Below are 21,363 nucleotides of genomic sequence, written 5' to 3'. Positions count from 1 at the left end.
GCTCCGGATGAATATGATGATCTCATATCAGGAACTTGTTCGCACCTTCCTTAGGTACTTGTACCGGGCTGGTGGTCGGCGTAATATCAGACGTGCGAATATCTGAGTTAGCCGCCTGCTGTACGGGGCGGTTTTTCTTTTCCATTACGCCACCTCGCCACGCGACTCAGCGATGCGCTGATTAATCCACTCGTCAATTTCACTTTCAATAAAAGCGATAGAGCGGGAACCAATTTTAATTGCTGCGGGAAAACGTTTCTCGCTCATAAGACGGTATAACCACGCCTTACTATAGCCAGTACGCTTTTGTACCTCGGCAAATCTAATTAATGACTGAGACATATTTACCTCGTAACGTCCATTGCGGTTTACGAGATAGTTACACTAAAAACCATAGTAATATAGGTAGGCATGATTTTGTTGTGTACCCACCCTTGCCGATGAATCAAAAATATTGGGGGGTACTAATAATGGGTAGGTAAAACACACTTATGATGACTAATGCCACGAAAAATCATGTAGAGCACCCACCATTACTCATGAATGGTAGGCACACACTATCCTTTTGATTTTTTTATCCTTCTCCCTATACCTTGCAGACAGGATGGGCGTAAAACAAGGTTCACCGCCTCCGCCATATTTTTACCTGCCCCCCGTTCCGTCAAGTAATCAATTACTTCTTTTTTTGTTGGAGCTGTCTGGGGGTCGTCTTCATCATAAGTTGACCAAAGTTCCTTTATAGCATCCTGAACGAATTCCAAACCTTCACTTTGATGTTCATATTTGGGAAGTAATAGAATGCCACCATCATTTTTCTCCGGAACAACATCAATAACATTTTGATCGGAGATAGTTTCACAACCGAAAGAAATTATTTTATCTGGGGATGGCTTACGTACAAAATCAACGCGCTCATTTTCAACCCACATAAATAGTGAATCACGAGTAATTATTGTTTTATCTTTTGATATGTCATTTTTACGATCAGTTGGCTTAATTTCATAAAATTCTTCACAGCCATTCCATTCATCACCGATCCATCTAACCGAAAGACATTGAACTGGAGTTAACACCCCACGACGGATAGCGCTTATGATCCCTTCGGATATTCCCCAAGCCATTTTCCAGCGTTCATGACGAGTACTTCTAACTCCCTCAAGACCATTTGCATAATCATAGGGGTCAATTCCCGCAAGCAATAACGCAGCCTGGGTAATACTAAACTCCTGTACTGTTTTCCAATGAGATAGATCAGGAAGGTTTTCAACAACAGGCATATGCTACCTCGCGCCCTCTAATTTTGGCGGCTATGCCTCCCCGCAGAGGTATACGGGTTTTCGGTGATCAGCCTAGACATAGCCTATTCTTTGTTCGTCTACAGAAGTCTACCCCGGTATAGAATAACTGTCTATTCGTCCAGTCATGAGGATTTACCAAAACGCCCGTGAACCACGTTTTCACGGTGTTCCAGCGCATCCATATAGTCGGCATACCATTGAAGCATTTCCCGGCGGCCATCGAGATATTGAGCGTGATTGTATGTGCCTCGAATAGAGTTTTTATCGACGTGGGCGAGCTGCGTTTCAATCCATGCGGTGTTATAGCCCTGTTCGTGGAGAATGGTACTCATGGTGTGGCGGAAACCGTGGCCTGTCACTCTCCCGGCATACCCGATGCGTTTAAAAACCTGGTTAATGCTGGCTTCACTCATGGTTTTACGCGGATCATTACGCCCAGGGAATATATAGGGATAGCGGCCTGTCATTTCCCGGATACGCATGATTATGGCTTGGGCCTGTAATGACAATGGCACGATGTGTGGGCGGCGCATCTTCATTCGCTCTGCTGGGATTTCCCACACCGCAGCATCAGCATCGATTTCCTGCCATGTAGCCCCACGCAGTTCGCCAGTTCTTAAACCGGTAATGATTAGCAAACGTGCTGCCAATACCACCAGCATACTGCCGGAATACCCAGAAAGAGCCTCAAAGAACGTCGGTAGCTCAGACGTATTCAGGAAAGGATAGTGCTTGGATTCATGCCCCTGCATAGCACTGGTGAGATCTGGCGCTGGGTTGTATTCTGCCCGGCCGGTAACAATGGCATAGCGGAAGACTTCACCGCAGCGCTGCCTAACCTTCTTAGCCTTCTCCGTTGCCCCTCTCCCCTCCATTCGGCGAAGCACATTAAGCAATTCTAGCGGTTTGATTTCCGAGATCGGTTTTTTACCAATGTACGGAAAAACATCCTTATTGAATGCTTCCATAATGTCCGAGGCGTACCCCTCAGACCATTTATAGAGCTTGCTGGAATGCCATTCGCAGGCTATTTCCTGAAATGTATTCCTGACATTTAACTCTCGGGCTATCTTTTCTTCCCGCTTTGCTTCGCTAGGGTCAATGCCCCCGGCGATCCCCCTTTTTGCCTCATCACGTTTAGCCCGCGCATCTGCGAGGGTAACGTCTGGATATACCCCCAGAGCCAGCAGCTTTTCTTTGCCTGCTACACGATACTTAAGCCGCCAGTATCGTGCACCATTTGGGTTAACCAGAAGATAAAGCCCACCACCATCAGCAAGTTTATAGGGTTTATCTTTTGGTTTAGCGGTATCAACCTGGCGGGCGTTGAGCTTCATTGGGGGTATCTCCACAAGACCGAACAGCACATACCCCCGAATGTACCCCCAGAAGCATGTAGATTTTGGGGTATGTCAGTAGACGTAAAAATACTATCAGGAGCGACACAATGCAGAGTATAAGGGGTTTGAGTGAACTTTAGTAGACGTTAGAAGATGTTTGAATGGTGCCGATAATAGGAGTCGAACCTACGACCTTCGCATTACGAATGCGCTGCTCTACCAACTGAGCTATATCGGCCCTGCATGATGTGTTCACGAACGTGAATCACGGGGTCAAAGGTTAAAACTAACCGGGCGATGCGTCAATAGTCAGATTAATCAACCGCCTATTTTTGCATCGCCCGCCGTCAATTACGCACGAATCGTATCTTCACCAAAGCCGATCCACTTGTAGGTGGTCAGCGCTTCGAGCCCCATCGGCCCGCGAGCGTGAAGTTTCTGCGTGCTGACCGCCACTTCCGCGCCCAGGCCAAACTGGCCGCCGTCAGTGAAGCGGGTGGAGGCGTTGACGTACACCGCTGACGAGTCCACTTCATTAATAAAGCGGTTAGCGTTGCTCAACGTACGCGTCAGAATGGCATCAGAGTGCTGCGTGCCATGCTGGCGGATGTGCGCAATCGCACTGTCCATATCCGCCACCACAACCACGTTAAGATCCAGCGACAGGAACTCGTTGTCCAGCTCTTCCGCCTTCAGCGGCACCAGCTTCGCCGGGCCGTTTAACGTGCGCATCACGGTCTCATCGCCGTGCAGCGTAACGCCGCTGGTCGCCATCTGTTTACTCAGCGCCGGAAGGAAGCGGTCGGCGATAGCCTGGTTCACCAGCAGGGTTTCAACGGTGTTACAGGTGCTCGGACGCTGGGTTTTAGCGTTGACGATAATCTTCAGCGCAGGGTCAATCTCAGCCGTGTCGTCGACATAAATATGGCACACGCCGATACCACCGGTGATCACCGGGATTGTCGACTGTTCGCGGCACAGCTTATGCAGGCCTGCGCCGCCGCGTGGGATCAGCATATCGATGTACTTGTCCATCCGCAGCATTTCACTGACCAGCGCACGATCCGGGTTATCAATCGCCTGTACCGCCGCTTCCGGCAGGCCACACTCTTTCAGCGCTAGCTGAATAACGCCGACGGTCGCGGCGTTAGTGCGGTAAGTTTCTTTACCGCCGCGCAGAATCGCTGCGTTGCCGGTTTTCAGGCACAGCGCGGCGACGTCGACGGTCACGTTCGGGCGGGCTTCATAAATGACACCAATCACACCAAGCGGCACGCGGCGACGTTCGATACGCAGGCCGCTGTCCAGCAGCCCGCCGTCAATGACCTGACCTACCGGGTCGGCCAGCGTGCACACCTGGCGCACGTCGTTGGCAATCGCACTCAGGCGTGCGGGGGTTAGCGCCAGACGGTCCAGCATAGCTTCGCTCAGGCCACTTTCGCGCGCCTGGGCCAGATCGTCTGCGTTGGCGCGCAGAATCTCATCGCTATGAGATTCCAGATAGTCTGCAATAGTTTCCAGAACCCGGTTTTTTTCACGGCTGGACAGCAGCGCCAGTTTATAAGAGGCCTGCTTTGCCGCAATGCCCATTTGTTCCAGCATGTTGAACTCCTTAACGGGTGATCATGTCGTCACGATGAACCGCGACCGGGCCGTACTCATAGCCGAGGATGGCATCAATTTCCTGCGAGTGGTGCCCGGCGATGAGGCGCAGCGCGTCGCTGTTGTAGCGGCTGACGCCGTGCGCGATGTCCCGACCTTCAAGGTTACGAATACGGATCACTTCACCACGAGAGAAGTTGCCTGTCACGTTTTTAATGCCTTTTGGAAGTAATGAACTTCCGCGTTCCAGAATGGCGGAGGTCGCACCTTCGTCAACGGTCAACTCTCCGGCCGGCGGTGCGCCGAAAATCCAGCGTTTACGATTTTCCAGCGGCGTGTCCTGCGCGTGGAAACGCGTGCCCACGGCCACATTCGCCATCACGTCGCCAATGACGCCCGGCAGGCTCCCTGCGGCAATAATCGTGTCGATGCCCGCGCGGCATGCTACGTCGGCGGCCTGAAGTTTGGTTCCCATACCGCCGGTACCGAGACCGGAGACGCTATCGCCTGCAATCGCCCGTAGCGCATCGTCAACGCCGTAGACGTCTTTGATCAGCTCTGCGTTCGGGTTACTCCGCGGGTCAGCGGTGAACAGCCCCTGCTGGTCGGTAAGCAACAGTAGCTTATCGGCGCCGGCCAGAATCGCGGCCAGCGCGGAGAGGTTATCGTTATCGCCCACTTTAATTTCAGCGGTTGCCACGGCATCGTTCTCGTTAATCACGGGAACGATATTGTTATCCAACAGCGCGCGCAGGGTATCCCGGGCGTTGAGGAAACGTTCACGGTCTTCCATATCGGCGCGAGTCAGCAGCATCTGACCAACGTGGATGCCGTAAATAGAGAAGAGCTGTTCCCACAGCTGAATTAAGCGGCTCTGGCCAACGGCGGCAAGCAACTGTTTTGAGGCGATAGTCGCGGGCAGTTCAGGGTAACCCAGATGCTCACGCCCGGCGGCAATCGCTCCTGACGTTACAATGACAATTCGATGTCCAGCCGCATGAAGCTGGGCACACTGGCGAACCAGTTCAACAATATGCGCGCGATTCAGGCGGCGCGATCCGCCCGTTAAAACACTGGTACCCAGTTTGACCACCAGCGTCTGGCTATCACTCATGATTCTCTGCCGTTAAAAAGAAGAAGTATCGATCCAAACAAACGTTGTAACAGGAGTCTGGTCACTTGCCAACAGGCAGGACAGAAAGCGGGGGTTTTATTGCGCGGGATCAGGCAGCCTAATGGGGTTTATTGACAATTTTATGACAGAAAAAATTAAACATACTTTTTTATACTTAATCGGAGATTGTCATAAATTTTTAACACGTGCGGGATAAAAACGTTCCTGTTTTTTCACAGTGGTCTTTCACAGCACTTTTTAAGTATAAAAAAACCGGGATTGAGAAATGCAAAAAACAGCACTGGCATTAACGATGATGGGTATTATTGCGTCCTCTTCAGCTATGGCCGCGGAAGTTTATAACAAAGATGGCAACAAGCTGGACGTCTATGGCAAGGTCAAAGCTATGCACTATATGAGCGATGACTCCAGCGCAGACGGTGATAAAACCTACGTGCGTTTTGGTTTTAAAGGCGAAACCAAAATTAACGATCAGCTGACCGGCTATGGTCGCTGGGAATCTGAATTTTCCGGTAATAACGATGAAAGCACATCTACCCAGAAAACGCGTCTGGCGTTTGCTGGCCTGAAATTAAAAAATTTTGGCTCGTTTGATTACGGTCGTAACCTTGGCGCACTGTACGATGTTGAAGCCTGGACCGATATGTTCCCGGAATTCGGCGGCGACTCCACCGCGAAAACCGATAACTTCATGACCAAGCGTTCCAGCGGCCTGGCAACCTACCGTAATACCGACTTCTTCGGCGTGGTTGACGGCCTGGATTTAACCCTGCAATATCAGGGTAAGAATGACCGCAGCACCTATGCTACCGCTAACGGCGACGGCTTCGGCTCCTCCCTGTCCTACGATTTCGGCGGCAGCGACTTCGCTATCAGTGCGGCATACACCAACTCTGACCGCACCAATATCCAGCAGGCTAAATCTCTCGCCAAAGGCGGCAAGAACGCAGAGTCCTGGGGCACCGGCGTAAAATATGATGCCAATAATATTTACCTGGCGATGATTTATACTGAAACCCGCAATATGACGCCAATTAAAGGCCTGGTTTCCGCGGATCAGGGTTTTGCTAATAAAGCGCAAAACTTTGAAGCCGTCGCGCAATATCAATTCGACTTCGGCCTGCGTCCTTCTCTGGGTTACGTGCAGATGAAAGGCAAAGACCTGGGCAACGGAATTGGCGATCAGGATCTGATGAAATATGTAGACGTCGGCGCGACCTACTATTTCAACAAAAATATGTCGACATTTGTTGATTATAAAATCAACCTGATTGACGAAGATGCGGTCACCAAACGTCTGGCCATTATGACCGACAACGTGGTCGCCGTAGGCATGACCTACCAGTTCTAACGGTTATATGAAAAAAGGCCTCCAGAAGGAGGCCTTTTTTTATGGCTTAATATCAAGGCCAGCCGCTCGGCAGGCCTTGATATTGTTTATGCCGTACGTTTTACCGCTTCGTTGGCAAAGCCATCGGCTGGCTCCAGCGCTAAATCCAGACTCGCCAGCAGCTCGCTTGCCCGTTCGTGAAAACCGCGCAGCGTTTGCTGCAGACGCTCAACGACCTCAGGATCTTTGATCGCAACCGCCTGCCATGTCCCCTCTTTATCAAACAGGCCGAACTGGTAGCTGTAGGTAAAGCGGCGCTCTTCCGCTTCCATCTCCATCCACCAGCCCCAGAACTCACGCTTTTCCGGCGCGGGTTTCACGTTCACGCAAACGGCCAGGCAGTCGAAGAAAAAGCGGTTATCTTCGCACTGCTCTTCGCGGATATAGGGGCCAAGCGCAGTGAATTTCTTGATCAATCTACTCTTCGGGTGTCCACTCGGTAACGTCATTGCGATCTCCTTTAGTGATGCAACTGTTTTACCAAATCAATAGAATTTATCAATATATTAACAAAATCTATTATTGATCCACCCTGCAATTTCCTTCAGCGCCTTATCAAAATTACGGTACACCGGGTTAAACGGAATCGGCATCAGCTTGCCCTGCGCTGACGACGAGACGATTAAACGCGACTCCTCTTCCGGACTGAACGGATCGTTATCCCAGTAGCCAGAAAGCATCGGCGTTGGGCAGCGGCGCCCCAGCAGCCCCTGCGTTTTTAACGAGTAGCGGTTCAGCTCTACGCGCAGCGCTTCATCAGAGGCATCGTGCATGCCCAGCCGCGAGGCCAGCACGTCGAGGTACATTTCCGGTACGCGCCCCTGATGCAGCGGGTCGCTCAGCAGGCCATGAACGACGGGGCCAAGACAGGCGACGGCCTTCAGATTTTGCGCTTCCAGATAGGCCAGACGTACCGCAATGTTCGCGCCAAAGCGGAAGCCAAACGCGGCAACGCGCGTATGATCCACCCACGGCACATCGCGCAGCTGTTTAATCACCTGCTGATGCAGCAGGCTGGAATCCTGGGTGAGCCTCCATTTGGAAGAGAAACCGATCGACGGCATGTCTACCGTCAGCATAGCAATGCCGAGCGGCGCGAAATAGCGCTCATACAGGCTGTAGTAATCGGTCTGCAGGCCGTCAAGCCCGCCGCACATCAGCACCGTCGGGAACGGGCCGTCGCCTTTTGGCATATGCAGGAAGCCGGTAATCGGCGAACCGCCTGGAATGGCGAACTCCAGTTCGCGCATGGCGCCCGGCAGGCGTTTAGCCGCCTCTTCATAGGCGCGGTTGGCTAGCGCCTGCGCCTGTTCGGCGAGATCGTCGCCCTTCAGGTGTGGATAGGCAGCAATGCTGTAGAGATTGGAAGCGTGCAGCCAATGGCGACCGCTGAGCGTTTCATCCTGCTCCTGCATGGCCTTTTGCTGCCACTGCATTGCCTGCGTCGACCATTCGTAAATCCAGTTGCCGCCGCGATACCCTACCACGGTGTCGTACAACTCATCGTCGGTGCGTTCGGCCTGGCTCATGACGATACGCGCCTGCACGTCGAGGATTTCCTGCGGCGTTACGCCGCGCCAGATCCACATCAGACGGTTAATCATGCGATACCAGTGCGGGACGGTGCTGCCGCTGAGCGCCGAATGCATGCTGGAGGGACTGCCGGTATTAAACCGACGCACCAGCGTGGACGTTTCAGGGTGTTTAAAACGCGGCTTGAATAGCGTTTCGCTGAGATTAGCTTCAGGCATCACAAAACCTCCATGGATACGATCTTTTGTCCATTGTAACGCGTGGGGCTCTAAAAAAAACAACGCCCGGCATAACCGGGCGTGAGGAGCGCATTTATTGACTGAATTAACGGCCAGAGATAGGCGGTACGAACACCACGCCCATGTCCCAAGGCTGTTCAATCCAGGTGTCCTGCGGGATGTCGACCACGTAATCGTCGACCAGCGGACGACCGGCTGGTTTCGCGAAGATGGTGACGAAGTGCGCTTTTGGATACATTTCGCGAATTGCCACCGCGGTGCCGCCGGTGTCGACCAGATCGTCAATAACGATAAAGCCTTCGCCGTCGCCTTCCGCGCGTTTCAGAACCTTCAGCTCGCGCTGGTTATCGTGGTCATAGCTGGAGATGCATACGGTGTCGACATGACGAATGCCCAGTTCACGTGCCAGCAGTGCGCCCGGTACCAGACCACCGCGGCTCACGGCGATAATGCCTTTCCACTGTTCAGAAGGCATCAGGCGTGCGGCCAGTTTGCGTGCGTGAACCTGCAACATGTCCCAAGTGACGACGTATTTTTCGCTCATGTGAAGTGTCCCAGCCTGTGTTATACGGCTTAAAAAATGTTCAAGGGGGAAATAGGTTGCGCGAGATTATAGAGATCTGACGCACTAAAAACCAGTGTTAAGCGGAATCCACGGCACTTTTTACGTGGTTTATTCTACCGGAAGAGACAGAAAGTGGTATTCTCAACCCCATCGCGCAAGCCAGGCTTGTGGTATATGTCTATGCTAACCCTTTACCTGCAAGCGACTTTTGCAGAACGCCGTAAGGAGACTCATCGTGTCTGAACTGTCTCAATTATCCCCGCAGCCGCTGTGGGATATTTTTGCCAAAATCTGTTCTATTCCGCACCCTTCTCACCATGAAGAACAGCTCGCCGCACACATCGTCGGCTGGGCGAAAGAAAAAGGGCTTCACGCAGAGCGCGACCAGGTCGGCAACATTCTGATTCGCAAAGGCGCGACGCCGGGCATGGAAAACCGTAAACCGGTTGTGCTGCAGGCTCACCTCGATATGGTGCCGCAGAAAAACAACGACACCGTGCACGACTTCGCTAAAGACCCTATCCAACCGTACATTGACGGTGAATGGGTTAAAGCACGCGGCACTACCCTGGGCGCCGACAACGGTATCGGTATGGCGTCAGCGCTTGCAGTACTGTCCGATGAATCCGTTGAGCACGGTCCGCTGGAAGTGCTGCTAACCATGACCGAAGAAACCGGTATGGACGGCGCCTTTGGCCTGCAGCCAAACTGGCTACAGGGCGATATCCTGATTAACACCGACTCAGAAGAAGAAGGTGAAATCTACATGGGCTGCGCCGGTGGTATCGACTTCACCAGCAACCTGCCGCTGACTCGCGAAGCCATTCCTGCAGGCTTCCAGACCTTCAAGCTGACGCTGAAAGGCCTGAAAGGCGGCCACTCCGGTGGTGATATTCATCTTGGTCTGGGCAACGCCAACAAACTGCTGGCCCGCTTCCTGGTCGCTCATGCGGCGGAACTGGATCTGCGTCTGGTAGACTTCACCGGCGGCACCCTGCGTAACGCGATTCCACGAGAAGCGTTTGCGGCCATCGCGGTTCCGGCAGACAAAGTCGACGCGCTGAAAGGGCTGGTAGAAACCTACCTGCACATTCTGCAAAATGAGCTGTCGGCAAAAGAGAAAAACCTGACCCTGGTACTGGAAGCGACGACCGTTGAAGGTAAAGCGCTGACAACCGCGTCTCGCGATGCCTTCACTCAGCTGCTGAACGCGACCCCGAACGGCGTGATTCGTAATTCCGACGTGGCGAAAGGCGTGGTAGAAACCTCTCTGAACGTCGGTGTGGTTTCCATGACTGAAGATACCGCAACCATTCACTGCCTGATTCGTTCCCTGCTCGACAGCGGTAAAGATTACGTAGTGAGCATGCTGGAATCACTGGGCGCGCTGGCAGGGGCTAAAACCCAGCCGAAAGGCGGCTACCCGGGCTGGCAGCCGGATGCGAATTCACCGGTCATGAAGCTGGTACGCGAAACCTATCAGCGCCTGTTCAACAAGGTGCCAAACATTCAGATCATTCACGCGGGTCTGGAATGTGGCCTGTTCAAGAAACCGTACCCGAACATGGATATGGTCTCTATTGGGCCAACCATCACCGGTCCACACTCTCCGGATGAGCAGGTTCATATCGAAAGCGTTGGCCAGTACTGGCAGCTGCTGACGGAACTGCTGAAGGCGATTCCGGCGAAGTAAGTTCTGAGCCGCTCCCGGCGGCGCTTCGCTTGGCCGGGCTACGTAGAATGTAGCCCGGCCAAGCGAAGCGCCGCCGGGAATATCACCGCCCTACCTGATTTTTTCCATCCTATAGTTCACAAACGTCTCTCCGCGCGCCTCAACCTCTTGTTCAGCCAACACCACAAACCCCAGCCGTTCAAAACACGCTTTGGCCGTGATGCTCGATTCTACCGTTAACGCTCCCGTCGGTACTCTGGCGAACAGCGCGTTCAGCAGCGCGCTGGCAACCCCCTGTCGCGCATATGATGGGTCGACAAACAGCAGGTCGATATAGCGCTCAACGGCGGTGACAAAACCGACAGGCGTTTCATCAACCGTTGCCACCAGAACCAGCGAGTCAGCCATTTTTTGTCGCCAGCGCGCGTCATCCACCTGCGCCCAGGCGTTTATCTGCGCGGGCGAGTAGTGCTGCCTGGCAATTTCCCGCACCGCACGCTGGAAAATGCGGCACAGCGCGGAGAAATCATCATCACAATAGGCGCGAATTTGCATCATTAAATTCCTAACAGCAGCTGGCGCTCCAGCTGTGGATCCAGCAGCGAAACATGCAGGCCCACCAGGCGGACCCCACGCTGCGAGCGCCTTTCGTGCCAGGCTTTGTGTGCCGTCGCGATCAGATCGTCTTTATTCAGCTGCGGCCAGACATGTTCCTGCGTGGTTTGCTGGAAATCATTAAATTTTAGTTTGATACCCTGCCGGGCAATACGTAGATCGGGACGAACTTTTGCCAGCCGGCGCTCCAGCTCCGGATAAAGCCGCTCGACGATCGCCTCACACTCCGCCCATTCGTGGATGTCTTCGATCAACGTACGCTCAACGCCGATCGACTTACGCTGGCGATCGTTGTTGATCTCGCGCTCATCAATCCCCTGGCTGCGCTCCCAGAGGATCCGGCCAAATTTACCGAAACGCTTAAGCAGCACGGCAAGATCGCTGTTCTGCACGTCTTCACAGGTGCGTAGCCCCATGCTTTCCAGCTTCGCTGCGGATACTTTGCCAACGCCGGGTATTTTAGCCAGCGGCAGCGTTTTCAAAAATGCCGGAACGTCGGCAGGCGTCAGCACATACTGGCCGTTGGGTTTGTTAAGATCGGAGGCGATTTTTGCCAGAAACTTTACCGGTGCGACGCCCGCCGAAGCGGTTAATGCGAGCTCGTTAAAGATCGTTTGGCGGATCTCCTGCGCCATCAGCGTGGCCGACCCGTGGCAATGAACGCTGTCGCTGACGTCGAGATAGGCTTCATCCAGCGAGAGTGGCTCAATTAATGAGGTATAGCGGGAGAAGATTTCGCGGATATGATTGGAGGCTTCGCGGTAGGCTTCGAAACGACCCGGCAGCAGCGTGAGGTGCGGGCACAGCTTCAGTGCCATAGCGGTAGGCATGGCACTACGTACACCAAATTTACGTGCGGGATAGTTTGCCGTGCTGATAACACCGCGCTGTACCCGACTGCCGCCGATGGCGATGGGAATATCGCGCAGCGCGGGATTGTCGCGCATTTCCACCGCGGCGAAGAAGCAGTCCATATCAATATGGATAATTTTGCGCATCGTTAGCCCTCACTTACCACTGGATAAGTATACAGCATAACTTAAGCAAATGAGAAGAGCGGTCAATCGCCCGGCCTGGCCGGGCGATGAACAAACTACAGAATACGGTTCTGCTGGCGCTGGGCTTCGCGAGCCATACGTTTTTTACGTGCATCGCAGGGTTCAGGACAGTTGCAGACCTTTTCGATGCCCAGTGACGCGATCCCGCCGCAGCTGCCCTGCAGGCTTTTTCGCTTCACCAGATACCCCAGCGACATGCCGAGGATAACCAGCGCGAAAATGCAGAACGTGGCCAGGAATACCGTTAACATCATCAGCCTCCAAAGTCATCGAGCATGATATTTTCATCCTCAACACCCAGCTCTTTGAGCATTTTGATGACCGCGGCGTTCATCATCGGCGGCCCACACATGTAGAACTCACAGTCTTCCGGCGCCGGGTGGTCGCGCAGGTAGTTTTCGTACAGCACGTTATGAATGAAACCAGTGTAGCCCGTCCAGTTATCTTCCGGCTGCGCGTCGGAAAGCGCAATATGGAAGGTAAAGTTCGGGTTCTCGCGCGCCAGCTGTTCAAATTCCTCTTCATAGAACATTTCACGCAGCGAGCGCGCACCGTACCAGAAGCTGATCCGGCGGTTGCTGTGCAAACGCTTAAGCTGATCGAAGATATGGGAGCGCATCGGCGCCATCCCCGCACCGCCGCCGATAAAGACCATTTCAGCATCGGTATCTTTGGCAAAAAACTCACCAAATGGCCCGGAAATCGTCACCTTGTCGCCCGCCTTCAGCGACCAGATGTAGGAAGACATGATTCCCGGCGGCGCATCGGGGGCGGAAGGCGGCGGCGTCGCGATTCGCACGTTGAGCATAATCATGCCCTTTTCTTCCGGGTAGTTCGCCATGGAATAAGCGCGCAGCGTTGGCTCTTTCACGTCGGAAACATAGCGGAACAAGTTGTATTTATCCCAGTCCGCGCGGTATTCCTCGGGCACGTCAAAGTCGGCGTAAGCAACCTTATGCGGCGGGCATTCAATCTGAATGTAGCCCCCGGCGCGGAACGGCACGCTTTCCCCTGCAGGGATAGCCAGCTTCAGTTCTTTGATAAAGGTGGCTTTGTTATCGTTAGAGATAACTTCGCATTCCCACTTCTTCACGCCAAACACTTCTTCAGGCAGCTCGATTTTCATATCCTGGCGCACGGCGACCTGGCAGGCCAGACGGCAGCCTTCTTTCGCCTCGCGCTTGGTGATATGTGACAGTTCGGTCGGCAGAATATCACCGCCGCCCTCTTTCACCGTTACCCGGCACTGCCCGCATGAGCCCCCGCCGCCGCAGGCGGAGGAGATAAAAATACCGTTGCTGGACAGCGTATTGAGCAGCTTGTCACCCGCCGGGGTTTTAATCTGTTTGTCCGCTTCATTGTTGATTTCGATAACCACATCGCCGGAATTAACCAGCTTCGATTTCGCCAACAAAATCAGCAACGACAGTACCAGCACGATCAGCGTAAACATTACTACGCCAAGTATAATTTCCATGATTAACGGCCCTTATAGCTGCACACCGGAGAATGACATAAAGCCTAACGCCATCAGCCCGGTGGTGATAAAGGTGATCCCTAAGCCGCGCAGTCCCGCAGGCACGTTTGAATACTTCATCTTTTCACGAATTCCCGCCAGAGCAACAATCGCCAGCATCCAGCCAATGCCCGAGCCGAAGCCGTAAACAATGGACTCACCGAAGTTGTAATCACGCTGCACCATGAAGGAAACCCCGCCGAAGATGGCGCAGTTTACGGCGATCAGCGGTAGGAAGATGCCCAGTGCGGTGTACAGCGAAGGGAAGTATTTATCGAGGATCATCTCGAGAATCTGCACCAACGCGGCAATCACTCCGATGAAGGTGATGAAGTTGAGGAAGCTAAGATCCACGCCATCAACCAACGCGCCGTCGCGCAGCACCAGGTTATACACCAGGTTGTTGATCGGTACGGCAAGGCCCAGAACCACCGTTACCGCTACGCCAAGACCAAAAGCCGTGGAGACTTTCTTTGAAACCGCCAGGAATGTACACATTCCAAGGAAGAAGGCCAGCGCCATGTTTTCAACGAACACGGCGCGAACAAACAGACTAATGTAGTGAGCCACGATCGGTTACTCCTTTTCCTGCTGTTCCGGCTTCCAGCTACGCAGCGCCCAGATCAGCAGACCGATAATGAAAAACGCGCTCGGCGCGAGCAGGAACAGGCCGTTAGGCTGGTACCAGCCGCCGTTCTGTACCGTTTCCAGCACCGTGACGCCAAACAGCTTGCCGCTGCCGATCAGTTCACGCAGGAAGCCAACAATCAGCAGAATGGCGCCGTAACCCAGACCGTTGCCGATACCGTCCATAAAGCTCGCCAGCGGCGGAGACTTCATGGCATACGCTTCCGCGCGCCCCATCACAATACAGTTCGTGATGATCAGCCCGACGAAGACCGACAGCTGTTTTGACGTTTCATAGGCAAACGCGCGCAGCAGCTGATCGACCACGATAACCAGCGAAGCGATGATCGCCATCTGCACGATGATGCGCACGCTGTTCGGAATATGATGACGAATCATCGAGATAAACATGCTGGAAAACGCCGTCACCAGCGTGACCGCAATTGTCATCACGAAGGCCGTTTCCAGCTTGGTCGTCACCGCCAGCGCAGAACAGACGCCGAGGACCTGTAGCGCGATGGGGTTATTGGCAATGAGCGGCCCAACCAGCAGGCGTTTCATCTCTTTCATTTCACCCTGTTCAGCCATGGTTCAGCCCTCCTTCTCGCACCTGTTTCAGGAATGGGCCAAAGCCCAGTTCGCCCATCCAGAAATCAAAGCTATGCTGGACGCCTTTGGCGGTCAGCGTTGCGCCGGATAAGCCATCCACCGCGTACAGGTCGCCCTGCGGCGCAGCGCCCTTCATCACTCTTAACGCAGGATGACCTTCGTCGTTAACGACGCGCTTACCCACAAACTGCGCACGCCAGTTCGGGTTTTCAATTTCACCGCCCAGGCCCGGGGTTTCCCCCTGGTCATAATAGGTGATGCCTTTGATGGTGCGCCCGTCGGTATCCAGTGCCACAAAAGCGTACATCATTGACCACAGGCCGTTACCGTAAACCGGTAAGACGATCTCCTGAATCTGCTGTTTTTCGTCTTTAATGAGGTAAATTTCCACCACATTGCTGCGGCGACGAATACCGGCAGGGTCTTCGCTGGACGCCAGCGCAATGCTTTGCTGGGGATCTTTCAGGGCCTGGCTCTGGTTAAACTTTGCCGGATCGGCATCAAGCATCGCACCGCTTTTCAGGTCTACCAGCCGTGGCGTAACGCGGCTGGCATACACTTCAGCCACCTCGTCAGCCGTCATCTTATCGTGCATCAGCCCGGCCACCGCCAGGATATTGCGCTGTTTATCCAGCGCGCGCTGCTCCTGCTGGAGTGGCTTCAGGCCAACGGCTGAGCCGGCCACCACAATAGAGCAGACCAGACAAAGCACCAGCACCACCAGCAGCGTTTTGCCGATGCTATCGTTACTTTTATTCTCAGCCACGCGACTTCCTCCGCTTAATATTGGCCCGCACCACCAGATAATCGAACAGCGGTGCAAAGAGGTTGGCGAACAGAATCGCCAGCATCATCCCTTCCGGATAGGCCGGGTTAACCACGCGAATCAGCACGCACATTGCGCCAATCAATGCGCCGTAGCACCATTTCCCTTTATCAGTAAACGACGCGGAGACCGGGTCGGTAGCCATAAACATCATGCCGAAGGCGAAGCCGCCCAGCACCAGATGCCAGTACCACGGCATGGCGAACATTGGATTGGTGTCAGAGCCAACCAGGTTAAACAGCGTCGCACAGGCAATCATGCCAACCATCACCCCGGCGACAATGCGCCAGGAAGCTACGCGACCAAAAATAATTAGCGCACCACCGAGCAGGATCATCAGCGTCGATACTTCGCCAATTGAACCCGGGATGTTGCCGATAAAGGCGTCCATCCAGCTTACCGGCTGACCGGTGACGACGTTGACCAGCGCTTCTCCACCGTGGCTTGCCCACTGGGAAAGCGGCGTTGCGCCGGAGAATCCGTCGGCAGCGGTCCAGACGAGATCGCCGGAGATTTGTGCCGGATAGGCAAAGAACAGGAACGCGCGCCCGGCCAGCGCCGGGTTAAGGAAGTTGCGTCCGGTACCGCCAAAGATCTCTTTGGCTATCACCACCCCAAAGGAGATGCCGAGCGCCGCCTGCCATAGCGGCATCGTCGGCGGAACAATCAGCGCAAACAAAATAGAGGTGACGAAAAAACCTTCGTTCACTTCATGCTTACGCACAATCGCAAACAGCACTTCCCAGAAACCGCCTACCAGGAATACCGTGGCGTAAATAGGAAGAAAGAACACCGCACCCAGCGTCATCATGCTGAGCCAGCCGGCGTCCGCCGCGAAGCTGACGCCCAGCGCCTGCGCCACGCTGTAGTGCCAGTTACCGGCGATGACCTGCTGCAGCTGTTCCGCGCCGTACAGTTTGTGCAGCGCCGGGATCGTTTGCAGCCCAACGTTGTACATCCCCCAGAACATCGCCGGGAAGACGGCGAACCACACGAGGATCATCATGCGCTTCAGGTCGATGGCGTCACGGACGTGCGCCGCACCTTTGGTGACGTGGCCCGGCGTGTAGAGCAACGTCGCCGTTGCTTCATACAGCGGGTAGTATTTTTCCAGCTTGCCGCCCTGCGTGAAGTGCGGCTCAACTTTTTCCAGCAGCTGTTTTAAGCCCATCACTTAGCCTTCCTGCTCAATTTGCGTTAATACGTGGCGCAACACCGGCCCGTATTCGTATTTCCCCGGACAAACGTAGGTACACAGCGCCAGGTCTTCTTCATCAAGCTCGAGACAGCCTAGCGCCTGCGCGCTGTCGGTATCGCCCGCCAGCAGATCACGCAGCAGCATGGTCGGCAGGATGTCCAGCGGCATCACGCGCTCATAGTTGCCAATCGGGACCATCGCGCGTTCGCCGCCGTGGGTGTCCGTAGAGAGGTTAAACAATTTCTTCTTCAGGAAATGACCGAGCGTGGTGCGGGTGATTGAATACTTGTCACGCCCCGGCGCAACCCAGCCGAGCAGCTCTTTTTCACGCCCTTCTTTCAGGACGCTGACCTGCAGATGGAAGCGGCCAAGGAACGCCTGAGGGCCAGCGGCCCGTGAGCCGTTGAGTACGGAGCCGGACAACACGCGATTTTCGCCCTCGTGCAGTTCGCCCGCCACCAGCGCATCGAGATCGGCGCCAAGGCAGGTGCGCAGCAGACGTGGCTGTTTCACCTGCGGGCCACCGAGCGCGATAATGCGCTCCGTCCACAGTACGCCTTCGAGGAACAGTTTGCCGTAGGCAATCACGTCCTGATAGTTCAGGTGCCACACCTGTTTGTTCAGGCTTACCGGCTCAAGGAAGTGTATGTGCGTGCCAACCAGCCCCGCCGGATGCGGGCCGGTGAACTGATTGAAGGTCACCTGCCCCTGCGGGTGGCCGCCCAGCTTGCCGCCGCTGCTCTGGCAAACGTGCACTTTGCCGTCGGTAAGACGCGTCAGCACGGTCAGGCCTGCGTTAAAGGCTTCACGCTGGGCGAGGATAATCGGCTGAGGGTCTGCGGCCAGCGGGTTGGTGTCCATGGCGGTGACGAATATCGCCGCCGGTGCCGTCCCCGGAGCGGGGGTTTTGCTGAACGGGCGCGTGCGCATTGCGGTCCACATGCCGGATTCGATCAGCTGCGCGGCAACCACCTCACGCGGGAGAGTTGCCAGGTCGTCGGCGGAATAGGCGGTAAAGTTCAACGAGGCATCACCGTCGATATCGATGACGACCGACTGCAGCACGCGCCGCTCGCCGCGATGAATAGCACTGACCGTGCCGCTGGCCGGGGCGGTAAAGCGTACGCCGGGAATCTTTTTGTCTTCAAAGAGCAGCTGCCCTTTGACAACGCGATCCCCCTCTTTTACCGCCATTGAAGGGCGCAACCCGACATATTCTTCGCCTTTGACCGCCACGCGATTCACGGTAACGTCATCAATACGTTGCCGATCGGGCAGGCCAGCTATAGGCAGATCGAGACCTTTGGTTATTTTAATCATACTGTTCGCAGGTATCCGTTAACGACGACGTCAACTCAGCGCTGAGGCCAGCGTTTTGGTTAACGAGACAAAAGAAAGGAGGTGCGCCTGAAAGCTCTTCGCAATCCATGACCAGGCATGACGAGAAACTGAAGCATCCTTTCTTACACTGTTTAGAGAATTACTATCTGAATCATCCGTCAGGCATTCATTTGCCTATTTTTCACCGAATGATTACGTAACGAAAGTTTACCATTTTCTCTTTCCCTGATGCAGCAGTTCTGCATTTCAACCTGCCAAATTGCGAGCTGATACGCAAACTTCTGTGGATTAGGATAAAGATAGCTAGCGAATCATCAGCTTATCCTACACTCTTCGTACGAGGCCCCGTCCATCGGACCGGTAGCACAACGCACCGGCCTACCGCGGGAATGCAACACGAAATTGTAAACGCCGAATGCCCTACTTGCGAAAAAATGCGGTGGTGCTAAGGTGAGCGCACAAAAAACAGATTTGTCTGCTTTTTTCTCCCTGTTGCCTCTCCTGGCGTGTAGTTATTTTTTATCAAGGAACAAGTAGTATGCGCAAAATCGCATTATTTATTGCGATGCTTTTAATGCCGTGCGTTTCGTTTGCTGGGTTAATGAGCAGCAGCAGCCCGACGACGCCTGTTAGCAAAGAATATAAGCAGCAATTGATGGGCTCCCCGGTGTATATCCAGATTTTCAAGGAAGAGCGTACGCTTGACCTCTTCGTGAAAATGGGCGAAACCTACCAACTCCTTGATAGCTACAAAATCTGTAATTACTCCGGCGGCTTAGGGCCAAAGCAGCGCCAGGGCGATTTCAAAAGCCCGGAAGGGTTTTATTCCGTACAGCGTAGCCAGCTGAAGCCGGATAGCCGCTTCTATAAAGCAATTAACATCGGCTTCCCGAACGCCTATGACCGTGCGCACGGCTATGAAGGGAAATATCTGATGATTCACGGTGCCTGTGTGTCGATTGGCTGCTATGCCATGACCGACTCAGGTATTGATGAGATCTTCCAGTTTGTCACCGGCGCGCTGGTGTTTGGCCAGCAGAGCGTGCAGGTCAGCATCTATCCGTTCAGAATGAACGATGCCAACATGCAGCGCCACAAATACTCATACTACCATGACTTCTGGCAGCAGCTAAAGCCGGGCTACGACTACTTCCAGCAGACGCACAAACCGCCTGTCGTCTCGGTCATTGACGGCCGCTACGTAGTGAGCAAGCCGCTGAGCCACGAAGTGGTGCAGCCGCAGCTGGCATCAAACTACGCGCTCCCCGAGGCAAAATAAGCGCCACTCACCTGGCATAATCTTGTGCCAGGTTTCATTCCCCGTCAGCGGCTGGGTGGCAATCACGGTCACCACATCGTTGGCGGTTGTCTCCCGCTGAAAATCAATTTCCACGTCCTGATCCAGCAGCTTCGCCACGCCAAACGGCGCACGACGGGTGATCCAATACAGGTTAGTGGAGCAGAACGCCATCACATAACGCCCGTCTGATAGCAGCATGTTAAACACGCCCTTCTCGCGCAGCTCATCGGCAAGCGAAGCAATATATTTAAATACCGCCTGCATATTGCCCGGAGTACGAGGATAGCGCTGAGTCAGCTTGTGCAGCAGCCAGCAGAACGCTTTTTCGCTGTCGGTTTCGCCAACCGGACGGAAGTGCCCAGTCTCCAGCGATTTATAGCCAGAAAGCTGCCCGTTGTGCGCGTAGGTCCAGTTGCGCCCCCACAGCTCGCGGGTGAACGGATGTGTGTTTTCCAGCGCCACCATACCGCGATTGGCCTGGCGGATATGGGCGATCACCGAACAGGATTTGATCGGATAGTCCTGCACTAGTTTAGCAATCGGTGACTGATAGCTGGGCTGCGGGTCTTTAAAGGTGCGACAGCCTTTACCTTCATAGAAGGTAATACCCCAGCCGTCTTTATGCGGCCCGGTCCCTCCACCGCGCTGAACCAGCCCGGTAAAACTGAAGCAAATATCGGTCGGCACATTGGCGCTCATCCCGAGCAGTTCGCACATAGTACACCCCCAGCGAAATCGGGGCCGATGGCCCCGTCGTACTTAGCCTTTAACCATCTCTTTTTCGATCAGCATGATCAGGATATGAATCACTTTAATGTGAATTTCCTGCACGCGATCGGCGTAGCCAAAGTGCGGAACGCGAATCTCGATATCCGCGGAACCGGCCATTTTGCCGCCGTCTTTACCGGTCAGGGTGATCACTTTCATTCCCTGCGCGCGCGCCGCTTCAATAGCTTTAATCACGTTCGCAGAGTTGCCCGAGGTAGAGATACCCAGCAGCACGTCACCCGCGCGGCCGACAGACTCGACGTAACGAGAGAAAACATATTCATAACCGAAATCGTTACTCACGCAGGAGAGATGACTGACGTCGGAGATCGCAATCGCCGGGTAGCCAGGACGGTTTTCACGATAGCGGCCGGTCAGCTCTTCAGCGAAGTGCATCGCGTCGCAGTGGGAGCCACCGTTACCGCAGGAAAGCACTTTACCACCGGCTTTAAAGCTGTCTGCCAGCAGGACTGCTGCGCGCTGAATAGCATGGATATTGGCATCATCTTTTAGAAAGTTTGCCAGCGTATCGGCCGCTTCATTCAGTTCGTTACGAATAAGATCCTGGTACATGAGGATAATCCTTCAGCATTAATAAAATTGTCGTCCGTAGTGTACCGGATAGCGCCAGTACAGAGAAGCAAGGGCCCATTTATTCACCGAATGTTTGAATTTTTGGTGCGCTAAAAAGCATCAACAATGTGAACTGAGTTGTAATTATCTTGTAAACA

The 21,363-nt window shown here is 54.1% G+C and carries 23 protein-coding genes and 1 tRNA gene; 3 read left to right on the top strand and 21 right to left on the bottom strand.

The window, feature by feature from the left end:
• Nucleotides 1-22 precede the first annotated feature (22 nt).
• The 7 genes from V6942_RS22540 to proB all read right to left on the bottom strand — a co-directional run bounded on the left by V6942_RS22540 (nucleotide 23) and on the right by proB (nucleotide 5,354).
• A complete protein-coding gene (locus V6942_RS22540; RefSeq protein WP_326285934.1) occupies nucleotides 23-145 on the bottom strand; it encodes a hypothetical protein in 123 nt (40 codons plus the stop codon).
• Nucleotides 145-342 carry a helix-turn-helix transcriptional regulator gene (locus tag V6942_RS22535; RefSeq protein WP_048241341.1) on the bottom strand — a complete coding sequence of 66 codons (198 nt, stop codon included), beginning with the start codon at nucleotides 340-342 and terminating at the stop codon, nucleotides 145-147. The genes V6942_RS22540 and V6942_RS22535 overlap by 1 nt, the downstream gene beginning before the upstream one ends.
• Before the next feature lie 215 nt (nucleotides 343-557).
• Entirely contained in the window at nucleotides 558-1,277 is a 720-nt protein-coding gene (locus V6942_RS22530; RefSeq protein ID WP_048994680.1) for a hypothetical protein, read from the bottom strand.
• 143 nt (nucleotides 1,278-1,420) lie between these two features.
• Complete coding sequence (locus tag V6942_RS22525) at nucleotides 1,421-2,635, bottom strand: tyrosine-type recombinase/integrase (protein ID WP_174332565.1); 1,215 nt, start codon at nucleotides 2,633-2,635, stop codon at nucleotides 1,421-1,423.
• Nucleotides 2,636-2,800: 165 nt separating this feature from the next.
• Nucleotides 2,801-2,876 (bottom strand) — tRNA-Thr (locus V6942_RS22520).
• A 113-nt stretch (nucleotides 2,877-2,989) separates the two neighbouring features.
• Entirely contained in the window at nucleotides 2,990-4,240 is a 1,251-nt protein-coding gene (proA, locus tag V6942_RS22515; protein WP_106930351.1) for a glutamate-5-semialdehyde dehydrogenase, read from the bottom strand.
• A gap of 10 nt (nucleotides 4,241-4,250) precedes the next feature.
• A complete protein-coding gene (proB, locus tag V6942_RS22510) occupies nucleotides 4,251-5,354 on the bottom strand; it encodes a glutamate 5-kinase (protein WP_106930353.1) in 1,104 nt (367 codons plus the stop codon).
• Nucleotides 5,355-5,640: 286 nt separating this feature from the next.
• Between proB and phoE the strand changes: the two genes are divergently transcribed.
• On the top strand, nucleotides 5,641-6,726 hold the full coding sequence (gene phoE / locus V6942_RS22505; protein WP_182966131.1) for a phosphoporin PhoE: 1,086 nt from the start codon (nucleotides 5,641-5,643) through the stop codon (nucleotides 6,724-6,726).
• 86 nt (nucleotides 6,727-6,812) lie between these two features.
• Here the strand turns inward: phoE and crl are convergent, their stop codons facing one another.
• The 3 genes from crl to gpt all read right to left on the bottom strand — a co-directional run bounded on the left by crl (nucleotide 6,813) and on the right by gpt (nucleotide 9,081).
• Entirely contained in the window at nucleotides 6,813-7,214 is a 402-nt protein-coding gene (gene crl / locus V6942_RS22500) for a sigma factor-binding protein Crl (protein WP_106930357.1), read from the bottom strand.
• Between the two features lie 57 nt (nucleotides 7,215-7,271).
• The gene (frsA, locus tag V6942_RS22495) at nucleotides 7,272-8,516 is read right to left on the bottom strand and encodes an esterase FrsA (RefSeq protein ID WP_333501826.1); all 1,245 of its coding nucleotides are present in this window, start codon (nucleotides 8,514-8,516) and stop codon (nucleotides 7,272-7,274) included.
• A gap of 106 nt (nucleotides 8,517-8,622) precedes the next feature.
• Nucleotides 8,623-9,081: a xanthine phosphoribosyltransferase gene (gene gpt, locus V6942_RS22490; protein WP_106930362.1), complete on the bottom strand. Its 459-nt coding sequence runs from the start codon at nucleotides 9,079-9,081 to the stop codon at nucleotides 8,623-8,625.
• Nucleotides 9,082-9,337: 256 nt separating this feature from the next.
• On the opposite strand from gpt, the gene pepD reads away from it, so the two are divergent.
• Nucleotides 9,338-10,795, top strand: coding sequence for a cytosol nonspecific dipeptidase (pepD, locus tag V6942_RS22485; protein ID WP_106930364.1), 1,458 nt, complete (start codon nucleotides 9,338-9,340; stop codon nucleotides 10,793-10,795).
• A gap of 90 nt (nucleotides 10,796-10,885) precedes the next feature.
• On the opposite strand, the gene V6942_RS22480 is transcribed toward pepD, so the two are convergent.
• The 9 genes from V6942_RS22480 to V6942_RS22440 all read right to left on the bottom strand — a co-directional run bounded on the left by V6942_RS22480 (nucleotide 10,886) and on the right by V6942_RS22440 (nucleotide 18,543).
• On the bottom strand, nucleotides 10,886-11,329 hold the full coding sequence (locus V6942_RS22480) for a GNAT family N-acetyltransferase (protein WP_333501827.1): 444 nt from the start codon (nucleotides 11,327-11,329) through the stop codon (nucleotides 10,886-10,888).
• Nucleotides 11,330-11,331: 2 nt separating this feature from the next.
• Entirely contained in the window at nucleotides 11,332-12,387 is a 1,056-nt protein-coding gene (gene dinB / locus V6942_RS22475) for a DNA polymerase IV (RefSeq protein WP_182929418.1), read from the bottom strand.
• Between the two features lie 95 nt (nucleotides 12,388-12,482).
• Nucleotides 12,483-12,698 carry a (Na+)-NQR maturation NqrM gene (gene nqrM, locus V6942_RS22470; RefSeq protein ID WP_181358053.1) on the bottom strand — a complete coding sequence of 72 codons (216 nt, stop codon included), beginning with the start codon at nucleotides 12,696-12,698 and terminating at the stop codon, nucleotides 12,483-12,485.
• Nucleotides 12,699-12,700: 2 nt separating this feature from the next.
• On the bottom strand, nucleotides 12,701-13,924 hold the full coding sequence (gene nqrF, locus V6942_RS22465) for an NADH:ubiquinone reductase (Na(+)-transporting) subunit F (protein ID WP_106930371.1): 1,224 nt from the start codon (nucleotides 13,922-13,924) through the stop codon (nucleotides 12,701-12,703).
• 12 nt (nucleotides 13,925-13,936) lie between these two features.
• On the bottom strand, nucleotides 13,937-14,533 hold the full coding sequence (gene nqrE / locus V6942_RS22460; protein WP_106930373.1) for an NADH:ubiquinone reductase (Na(+)-transporting) subunit E: 597 nt from the start codon (nucleotides 14,531-14,533) through the stop codon (nucleotides 13,937-13,939).
• A gap of 6 nt (nucleotides 14,534-14,539) precedes the next feature.
• Nucleotides 14,540-15,178 carry an NADH:ubiquinone reductase (Na(+)-transporting) subunit D gene (locus V6942_RS22455; RefSeq protein WP_106930375.1) on the bottom strand — a complete coding sequence of 213 codons (639 nt, stop codon included), beginning with the start codon at nucleotides 15,176-15,178 and terminating at the stop codon, nucleotides 14,540-14,542.
• On the bottom strand, nucleotides 15,171-15,965 hold the full coding sequence (locus V6942_RS22450; RefSeq protein ID WP_106930377.1) for a Na(+)-translocating NADH-quinone reductase subunit C: 795 nt from the start codon (nucleotides 15,963-15,965) through the stop codon (nucleotides 15,171-15,173). Before V6942_RS22450 ends, V6942_RS22455 begins: the two co-directional genes overlap by 8 nt.
• Nucleotides 15,958-17,196 (bottom strand): NADH:ubiquinone reductase (Na(+)-transporting) subunit B, encoded by a 1,239-nt coding sequence (locus V6942_RS22445; RefSeq protein WP_106930414.1) that lies wholly within the window; start codon nucleotides 17,194-17,196, stop codon nucleotides 15,958-15,960. The genes V6942_RS22450 and V6942_RS22445 overlap by 8 nt, the downstream gene beginning before the upstream one ends.
• A 3-nt stretch (nucleotides 17,197-17,199) precedes the next feature.
• Nucleotides 17,200-18,543: a Na(+)-translocating NADH-quinone reductase subunit A gene (locus tag V6942_RS22440; protein ID WP_106930379.1), complete on the bottom strand. Its 1,344-nt coding sequence runs from the start codon at nucleotides 18,541-18,543 to the stop codon at nucleotides 17,200-17,202.
• A gap of 559 nt (nucleotides 18,544-19,102) precedes the next feature.
• On the opposite strand from V6942_RS22440, the gene dpaA reads away from it, so the two are divergent.
• The gene (gene dpaA, locus V6942_RS22435) at nucleotides 19,103-19,843 is read left to right on the top strand and encodes a peptidoglycan meso-diaminopimelic acid protein amidase (RefSeq protein ID WP_106930381.1); all 741 of its coding nucleotides are present in this window, start codon (nucleotides 19,103-19,105) and stop codon (nucleotides 19,841-19,843) included.
• On the opposite strand, the gene V6942_RS22430 is transcribed toward dpaA, so the two are convergent.
• Together V6942_RS22430 and lpcA are read right to left on the bottom strand one after the other, a co-directional pair.
• Nucleotides 19,814-20,581 carry a class II glutamine amidotransferase gene (locus V6942_RS22430; protein ID WP_106930383.1) on the bottom strand — a complete coding sequence of 256 codons (768 nt, stop codon included), beginning with the start codon at nucleotides 20,579-20,581 and terminating at the stop codon, nucleotides 19,814-19,816. The genes dpaA and V6942_RS22430 overlap by 30 nt on opposite strands.
• A 42-nt stretch (nucleotides 20,582-20,623) precedes the next feature.
• Nucleotides 20,624-21,205: a D-sedoheptulose 7-phosphate isomerase gene (gene lpcA / locus V6942_RS22425; protein ID WP_106930385.1), complete on the bottom strand. Its 582-nt coding sequence runs from the start codon at nucleotides 21,203-21,205 to the stop codon at nucleotides 20,624-20,626.
• Between the last annotated feature and the right edge of the window lie 158 nt (nucleotides 21,206-21,363).

It is taken from the genome of Kluyvera genomosp. 2 (assembly GCF_036759865.1).
GTDB lineage: Bacteria > Pseudomonadota > Gammaproteobacteria > Enterobacterales > Enterobacteriaceae > Kluyvera > Kluyvera ascorbata_B.
Note: the sequence above shows the minus strand (reverse complement) of the source record. Positions and strands in the feature narration are given on the sequence as shown.

What these genes read in the sequence shown, in the direction of transcription:
- V6942_RS22540 (WP_326285934.1), bottom strand. Translation starts at nt 145, where the DNA reads ATGGAAAAGAAAAACCGCCCCGTACAGCAGGCGGCTAACTCAGATATT.
- V6942_RS22535 (WP_048241341.1), bottom strand. Translation starts at nt 342, where the DNA reads ATGTCTCAGTCATTAATTAGATTTGCCGAGGTACAAAAGCGTACTGGC.
- V6942_RS22530 (WP_048994680.1), bottom strand. Translation starts at nt 1,277, where the DNA reads ATGCCTGTTGTTGAAAACCTTCCTGATCTATCTCATTGGAAAACAGTA.
- V6942_RS22525 (WP_174332565.1), bottom strand. Translation starts at nt 2,635, where the DNA reads ATGAAGCTCAACGCCCGCCAGGTTGATACCGCTAAACCAAAAGATAAA.
- proA (WP_106930351.1), bottom strand. Translation starts at nt 4,240, where the DNA reads ATGCTGGAACAAATGGGCATTGCGGCAAAGCAGGCCTCTTATAAACTG.
- proB (WP_106930353.1), bottom strand. Translation starts at nt 5,354, where the DNA reads ATGAGTGATAGCCAGACGCTGGTGGTCAAACTGGGTACCAGTGTTTTA.
- phoE (WP_182966131.1), top strand. Translation starts at nt 5,641, where the DNA reads ATGCAAAAAACAGCACTGGCATTAACGATGATGGGTATTATTGCGTCC.
- crl (WP_106930357.1), bottom strand. Translation starts at nt 7,214, where the DNA reads ATGACGTTACCGAGTGGACACCCGAAGAGTAGATTGATCAAGAAATTC.
- frsA (WP_333501826.1), bottom strand. Translation starts at nt 8,516, where the DNA reads ATGCCTGAAGCTAATCTCAGCGAAACGCTATTCAAGCCGCGTTTTAAA.
- gpt (WP_106930362.1), bottom strand. Translation starts at nt 9,081, where the DNA reads ATGAGCGAAAAATACGTCGTCACTTGGGACATGTTGCAGGTTCACGCA.
- V6942_RS22480 (WP_333501827.1), bottom strand. Translation starts at nt 11,329, where the DNA reads ATGCAAATTCGCGCCTATTGTGATGATGATTTCTCCGCGCTGTGCCGC.
- dinB (WP_182929418.1), bottom strand. Translation starts at nt 12,387, where the DNA reads ATGCGCAAAATTATCCATATTGATATGGACTGCTTCTTCGCCGCGGTG.
- nqrM (WP_181358053.1), bottom strand. Translation starts at nt 12,698, where the DNA reads ATGTTAACGGTATTCCTGGCCACGTTCTGCATTTTCGCGCTGGTTATC.
- nqrF (WP_106930371.1), bottom strand. Translation starts at nt 13,924, where the DNA reads ATGGAAATTATACTTGGCGTAGTAATGTTTACGCTGATCGTGCTGGTA.
- V6942_RS22455 (WP_106930375.1), bottom strand. Translation starts at nt 15,178, where the DNA reads ATGGCTGAACAGGGTGAAATGAAAGAGATGAAACGCCTGCTGGTTGGG.
- V6942_RS22445 (WP_106930414.1), bottom strand. Translation starts at nt 17,196, where the DNA reads ATGGGCTTAAAACAGCTGCTGGAAAAAGTTGAGCCGCACTTCACGCAG.
- V6942_RS22440 (WP_106930379.1), bottom strand. Translation starts at nt 18,543, where the DNA reads ATGATTAAAATAACCAAAGGTCTCGATCTGCCTATAGCTGGCCTGCCC.
- dpaA (WP_106930381.1), top strand. Translation starts at nt 19,103, where the DNA reads ATGCGCAAAATCGCATTATTTATTGCGATGCTTTTAATGCCGTGCGTT.
- V6942_RS22430 (WP_106930383.1), bottom strand. Translation starts at nt 20,581, where the DNA reads ATGTGCGAACTGCTCGGGATGAGCGCCAATGTGCCGACCGATATTTGC.
- lpcA (WP_106930385.1), bottom strand. Translation starts at nt 21,205, where the DNA reads ATGTACCAGGATCTTATTCGTAACGAACTGAATGAAGCGGCCGATACG.